The sequence below is a fragment of the Komagataeibacter ossonobensis genome, assembly GCF_057359305.1.
This window is the reverse complement of the sequence record NZ_JBXAYQ010000035.1, coordinates 25,223-31,461: the sequence shown is the minus strand read 5'-3', so window position 1 is coordinate 31,461 and position 6,239 is coordinate 25,223. Positions and strand designations below refer to the sequence as shown.

Sequence of the window (6,239 nt, the reverse complement as noted above, 5' to 3'; positions counted from 1 at the left end):
TTATGAATAAAGTCCGCTCGACAGAAATTTATGACACACCCGAAATAACGGTATTTTCATATACACAATAATTTGTATGATATTATAAATATATACAACATAAATATCAATATTTTTACTTTCTCACGCATTGCATTCATTGGAGATGCAGCAGATGGTGTGCCCGCATCTCTTCGATCCTGCCACCGGCAGGGGATATGGAACCCCTCGCCTATTGGCGGAAGGCGACATCCATGTCCTGCATGGAAATGGAAGCGGCCATGATGGCTTTGGTACCTGTAGGTTTAAGGACGACATCATCACCTACGCACGCGATGGTACACAGGACGATCATGCCGCCCAGTGATTAACAATGCAGGTCACGGGAAAAGCCCTGCGCCTGCTCCTTTTCCGGGGATTTCGTCCCATGTCTCTACTGGCAAGATTGTCCGGGTTCAGTGCCCTGTTCCGTATCACCATCCCCTCCATCATGTTATTCTGTGCGTCCGGCGCGCACGCTGCGGACGTCACGCTTGGCATCATCGGTCCCCACGAATATGACCTGCCGGTTGATTTCAAGCCGTTCAATGTAATAGTGCAATATGGCGATGGGAATGCGGCAGGAAATTCCTATAACAGTCTAGGCCAGCGTAAACCCGGTGGAGGCAGTCATACATGGTCAGGCATGACCAAATATGTCCATTTCCGCAGTTTCGATGCCATCCCCCATGTCGGTTTCGCGTTTGAACTGATCCAGACTGAAAGCTACAGCCTGGCGGATGGTACAAATTACGGCGGGCTTGGTCCAACCATCGTAGGGCCAGCGGCATGGTTCAAACCCAACAGGCACAGCACATTTGGCATACAGACCTTCATGCAGACCGCTATTGGCACGCGGGATGCAACGTCCCCGAATTACTGGTCGAACATATCCAGCTTTATTTTTGATTATGAATGGAAACATTTCAGCTTTGATGGTGATGCCGGCACTGTCGCGGGGGCGGCAAAGCATATAAAAGGCGGCCACACCTATTCACCCGGTGTGGTCTTTTACACCAATCTGCGCTTCAGCTGGAAAGCTACGCGGTTATTCGAGCCTTTCTTCGCGTTGGACTGGCAGAATGTCAAGGGTACCTATGACCGGACAGCGGGCCAGTATCTGGATGATTCAAACAGTCGTGAAATAACTCTGGGCCTTGGCGCCATGTTCAACATAACAAAACATGTTTCCTTTACTACACGATATTCACATTCCGTTGATGGACGAAACATTACGGAAAGCAATGCATATTATGTCAAATTCGTTTATCTATGGTAAAATTATTCGTCAGCCTTTTTGTGATAATGAACAATATAAACTATTTTATTTTAAGTGACAAAAAAGTAAAATTATAATAAAAATAAGAGTTTTTGGGTGTATACTTTTCAAAAAAGCGATGCCCTACTAAGATTTTCGAAAAAATATTCATCAAAAAATTTCTTATGATTGCAGTGTAGTTCTTGACTACCTTCCAGTTTTGCAATCATGCTGAACCATCTTTTTACGGTAGAATGACATTACGTTATGTAGATCAGAAACATCGGGGACTGGCAGTCGATGCGGCATGAATGAAGCATATCAAAGATATGATTTGTTCAAAAATCAGGCTGGCGAACATTTCCGCTGTCCCCATACGGGCCAAAAAAAATACTGCTACCCATTTTTGAAAATGACAATTCAATAAAATATATTTTTTACTTTAATAATGAGATACAATACAAAAAAGTTCTGAAAAATACCTCCCCCATTGATATTCGGCCATACCCTGAAACGGGATATACCCTACAGTCACGACTAAAAAACAGATAAATAAAACCGTCGGTTTTCGGGACAACAGATATTTTGACATATCAGAAGAAACAGACGGACCGGACCCTGACGAAAAGGCGATGGACTGGTTCAATAAAGCACGACCGATCAATTCCGTCATGTATGCCATGGAATGCGACAGCCTGCGGTCTTTTTACGATACCCTGTCCGAAGCCCATATCGCCGCGAACAACATGAAAAAAGTAGAAGAAACCTGCATCCATGCGGAGCCATGATGCCATGGCGTTTCCGCATGATACAACGCGAACACGATACAGCATCAGACACATATCTTCCCTGCCGCCAGCGCAAGGTAAAAGGGTTGGCGCCCGCACATTATGCCCGTATGAGACATTTTATTTTTTCCTGACATAGATGGCATAGTACGAAAGACATCAACCATTGGACCATACAGAAATCGTCAAGGCGCTGGGTACGTTTCTGGCCATCATGAACCCTTTCCTGAGCCTGCCCGTCTTCTTGGCAATGACATCAGGGTTCTCGGTGGCCCAGCAGCGTGCGCTTGCTGTCAAGGTCACCCTTTTTTCGGCCGTCATGTGCCTGATCATTCTCCTGGCCGGGCAGAAAATCATCAGTTTCTTTGGTATTACCATTGACCAGTTCCGTGTGGCGGGCGGTATTGTCCTGTCCCGGATTTCGTGGTCGATGCTTAATGGCAGCAGCATCCCCTCCCATCAGGGCAGTCATCAGGAACAGGCCCAGTTGCAGAACCTGTCCGGTCTGGCCTTTTATCCCCTGACCTTCCCCATGCTGATTGGTCCGGGCACGATCGCGACCATCATCATCTATACCGGCCATGGCAGTTCGCTGACCGACATGGCGGAGATAGGCGGCATTATCGCGGGCATACTCCTTATCCTGTTTGTTACCCTGTTTTTTGCCTCGGAGATCGGCAGGGTCATGAGCGAAACCATGCGCACCATCACCACGCGCCTGATGGGCATGATCCTGCTGGCCATTTCCGTCGGTATGGTTATTGCAGGGATCAAGGCGGTACTGCCCGGACTGTCCCGTTAATCCCGCAGGTCATGTTTCCAGAAAAGCAGTATTTTCTGAAGATGTTTCAAAAGGCTGCTTGAAACAGGCAGGTCAGGAAATGTCCTGCAATCATAAGAATGTTTTTGGTGAAGATTTTTTTCAGAAGGCTTCGAAGAACGCCACCACTTTGTAAAAAGGCGGCACCCAAAAACTTTTATTGTTTCTTATCATTGAGTTATTTTCAAAACGTCCCTCCCATGACGCAGACCGGGTCGAAATGTTCATCCGCCGCGATGATCGCGCGCATCAGCACGTGTCCGCCTGCTACGATATCATCCGGTTCGGCGTATCCCGCCTCATTGTGACTCAATCTGTCACGACAGGGAATGAAGATCATCGCGGTCAGGCAGATCCGGGCCATATAGGCTGCGTCATGTCCCGCGTCAGAAATGATGTCGCGATGACTCAGCCCCACCCGGGTTGCCGCATTCCGCACCATGCTTACGCAGACCGGATCAAACGGCACGGAAGGAGAGACCGAGCTTTCCTTGATCGACACATCAATCCGTGCCCCGCGCGCAATCTCGGCCGCCCGTGCCCAAAAGGCCCCTTCCATCCTGTCCACCACGACATTATCCGGAGGGCGCAGGCCCTGCGTCATGCGCACCTCCCCCGGCACCACGTTGCGACCGTCCGGATTGGCGCCGATGATCCCGATGGTTGCCTTGGCATCGGGACCATGTGCCGTTGCCACATCGGCCGCCGGCAAGACGTCCCGACGCAATTCCATGGGCATAGTACCGGCATGGGATTTCTGGCCAATCAGGGTCACGTCAAACCACCGCATGCCCTGCACGCCTGTCATGACGCCGATGGTCCTACCCGCATTCTCCAGCGCTGGTCCGTGCTCGATATGCAATTTGAAGTAAGCGGCAACCGGATGGGCGCCGCAGGGTTCATCGCCCCCGTAGCCAATCGCCTGCAGGGCGTCACCAAGACAGCCCCCATCCCGGTCGACAAGGCCATAGGCCTGCTCCAGCGTAAAAACGCCTGTTGCCGTCAAGGATGGGCAAAATGTGCCCCTTCCTCATTGATCCAGTTGGCCAGTTCGATCGAATGACGTGATACATTTCCGCAGCCCTGCAGGCACGCAATACGGCCAGACCGCCCAGCGCGCCATAAATGCCACCGGTGGGCTGGGTGTCAAGGTAACTGCACATCATCAGCGGTGGCAGGTCAGGATCATTTCCCTGCAGGGGCAGGAACTACCTACCGTAAAGGAACAGCCAAGTACCGCGCCCCGCGTGGCAAGCCAGTCACGGACAAGGCGGTCCTCCTCAGAAAGGGCGAGCCGACGGATCCCGCCCCGTAGCGGTCGCGCCAAAACAGGACGTGAAGGCAATGTCCTCATTCAGACGGGCACCATCAATCGTGATATTTGCATTCCTGTGCATCTGACCAACCTTTGCATCATGACCCTACGCTGTTGACCCGCGTCCGGCACTCCGGGTCGTATCGGCCCGTGTTTCCGTGCGGTTTACGTCGTTACGAAAGTCAGCATCATATCGCGCAGGCTGTCCTGCAGGGCCTCCAGCCGGGCCAGACCCTGCCAGGCAATTGCCTGATTGCGCGTGATGTATTCGGCATCGGCGGGATTGCGGCTGGCGCGCCATGAACTGATGCCCAGCGACATGACCAGCCGCGCGCCCATCATTGCGGGCAGGCATGCCAGTTCGACCTTCGTGAGTGCAATGGTGCGGCAATAGCCAGACAGGATCGCCATGAACTGCTCCAGCGGCTGTGTGCCGGTGCCCATCATGTACGATGCGGCAATCGCAAGATCTTGCACGCGCGGGGCGCATATCACATCGCCAAAGTCGATAACGCCCTTGATGGCCTGCTCGCTGCACAGGATATTATGAACATTGAAGTCGTTATGGATCACCTGCGCGGGCAGTGTCGCCATGACTGGTTGCACCTGCTGCTCGAACGCCGCCAGCGCCGCGCGGGCCAGCGCCCCCTGCGCCCCGGTTGGGAAATAACGGATGAAATTGCGCATATAGCCCGCATTGCGTAAATTCCACAAAAGCGCATGGGACTGGGCCGGATGGCGAAAGCCCGCCAAAGCCCGGTCCAGCCGCCCCAGCATTTCTCCAATGGAGGTACAGAGCGGCACCGTCGTCGCCCGGTTGCCCAGTGGCGTACCGGGCAGGAATGTCACCATCCGCACGATCCGCTCGTTACCCGCGCAATCGCGCCATACGGGATGCGGCACACAGGGGGCCAGCAGTTTCGGCACGGCCAGCGTCGGGTCTTCCGCCCCAAGGTAGCGCAGGACACTGTCCTGCAGGTCCAGCACGTCCGGTCGTTCGGCACAATGGGCGATTTTCAGCACATAATCCCCGCCCTGCGCGGACCGGAGGCGGAAATTCCTGTCACGCTCTCCCGGCAGGCGTGACACCACGCCGGTCATACCGAACATGTCATGCGCGATCCGTGTGGCGTCCTCCATCGATACGGGCCGCGATGGCTGTTCAAGCAGGGTCAGCGCCGCTTCAAAATCGGATCCGGTTGTTCCCTCGCCGGGGGGAGAGACAGTCGCGCCCATCGGGTGCCCCCTGTTCACATGTAATCCATTGATGTCACCAGACGGGTATCAAGGTAGGCGTCGAGTGCCCCTGATCCGCCGTCCGAGGCATAACCGGAATCCCCGATCCCGCCAAAGGGGATTTCCGGCAGGGACAGAGACCTATATGGTTGATGGTCAGCATACCCGTACGCACCGTATCGCGCAGTCGCGCCGCAACCACGCCCGACCCCGTAAAGGCATAGGCCGCCAGCCCGTATGGAGGCGATTTGCCTCGGCAATCGTATCTTCCAGCGTATCAAAGGGACAGAGCAGAGAGATCGGGCCAAAGGGTTCCTCGTTCATGATACGCATATCCACCGTCAGCACGGTGAGGGAATAGAAATAACCCGGTCCTGCACGGCGCGTACCGCCGGTTTCCACCTTTGCCCCCTGTCGCATGCCTCATTGACCAGGGCCTCGATCGCTTCCAGCCGCCGCTGGCGGACCAGTGGTCCCATCTGCGTGGCGGAACGCTGGCCATTGCCCACCACAAGTGCTTGCATGCAGGCGACATAGGCGGTCCAGAATTCATCAAAGACCCCTTTTCCAATCAGAAACCGCGTAAGGGAAACACAGACCTGTCCCGCATTGCGGATCTTGGCCGCGGCAAGGATGAAGACCGCACGCCTCGATATCGGCATCCGCCGTGACAATGACCGGACCATGACCGCCCAGTTCCAGCGTCACCCGCTTCATGTGCGCACCCGCAAGCGATGCCAGGATCCTGTCACTGGCCACTTTCCACTGGCCATCAATAAACAACAGGGTATCGGAATAGGGCAT

General features: G+C 54.0%; 6 protein-coding genes and 1 pseudogene. 3 read left to right on the top strand and 4 right to left on the bottom strand.

Annotated features, from left to right (window positions below):
- Nucleotides 1-406: 406 nt before the first annotated feature.
- From AC1RQ9_RS15030 to AC1RQ9_RS15020, 3 genes are all read left to right on the top strand, one after another.
- A complete protein-coding gene (locus AC1RQ9_RS15030) occupies nt 407-1,297 on the top strand; it encodes a transporter (protein ID WP_485987596.1) in 891 nt (296 codons plus the stop codon).
- 611 nt (nt 1,298-1,908) lie between these two features.
- On the top strand, nt 1,909-2,064 hold the full coding sequence (locus tag AC1RQ9_RS15025; RefSeq protein ID WP_485987595.1) for a hypothetical protein: 156 nt from the start codon (nt 1,909-1,911) through the stop codon (nt 2,062-2,064).
- Between the two features lie 166 nt (nt 2,065-2,230).
- A complete protein-coding gene (locus AC1RQ9_RS15020; RefSeq protein WP_485987594.1) occupies nt 2,231-2,866 on the top strand; it encodes a MarC family protein in 636 nt (211 codons plus the stop codon).
- A 202-nt stretch (nt 2,867-3,068) separates the two neighbouring features.
- On the opposite strand, the gene AC1RQ9_RS15015 is transcribed toward AC1RQ9_RS15020, so the two are convergent.
- The 4 genes and pseudogenes from AC1RQ9_RS15015 to AC1RQ9_RS15000 form a co-directional block, all read right to left on the bottom strand.
- Entirely contained in the window at nt 3,069-3,890 is an 822-nt protein-coding gene (locus tag AC1RQ9_RS15015) for a M20/M25/M40 family metallo-hydrolase (protein WP_485987593.1), read from the bottom strand.
- Between the two features lie 474 nt (nt 3,891-4,364).
- Nucleotides 4,365-5,453: a phosphotransferase gene (locus tag AC1RQ9_RS15010; RefSeq protein ID WP_485987592.1), complete on the bottom strand. Its 1,089-nt coding sequence runs from the start codon at nt 5,451-5,453 to the stop codon at nt 4,365-4,367.
- A gap of 138 nt (nt 5,454-5,591) precedes the next feature.
- Nucleotides 5,592-6,097 (bottom strand): annotated as a pseudogene (locus AC1RQ9_RS15005) (aldehyde dehydrogenase family protein).
- Nucleotides 5,988-6,239, bottom strand: coding sequence for an aldehyde dehydrogenase family protein (locus AC1RQ9_RS15000; protein WP_485987597.1), 252 nt, complete (start codon nt 6,237-6,239; stop codon nt 5,988-5,990). The pseudogene AC1RQ9_RS15005 and the gene AC1RQ9_RS15000 overlap by 110 nt, the downstream one beginning before the upstream one ends.

Excerpts from the sequence above, each read along its gene's own strand:
- AC1RQ9_RS15030 (WP_485987596.1), top strand. The coding sequence starts at position 407 with ATGTCTCTACTGGCAAGATTGTCCGGGTTCAGTGCCCTGTTCCGTATC.
- AC1RQ9_RS15025 (WP_485987595.1), top strand. The coding sequence starts at position 1,909 with ATGGACTGGTTCAATAAAGCACGACCGATCAATTCCGTCATGTATGCC.
- AC1RQ9_RS15000 (WP_485987597.1), bottom strand. The coding sequence starts at position 6,239 with ATGCCCTATTCCGATACCCTGTTGTTTATTGATGGCCAGTGGAAAGTG.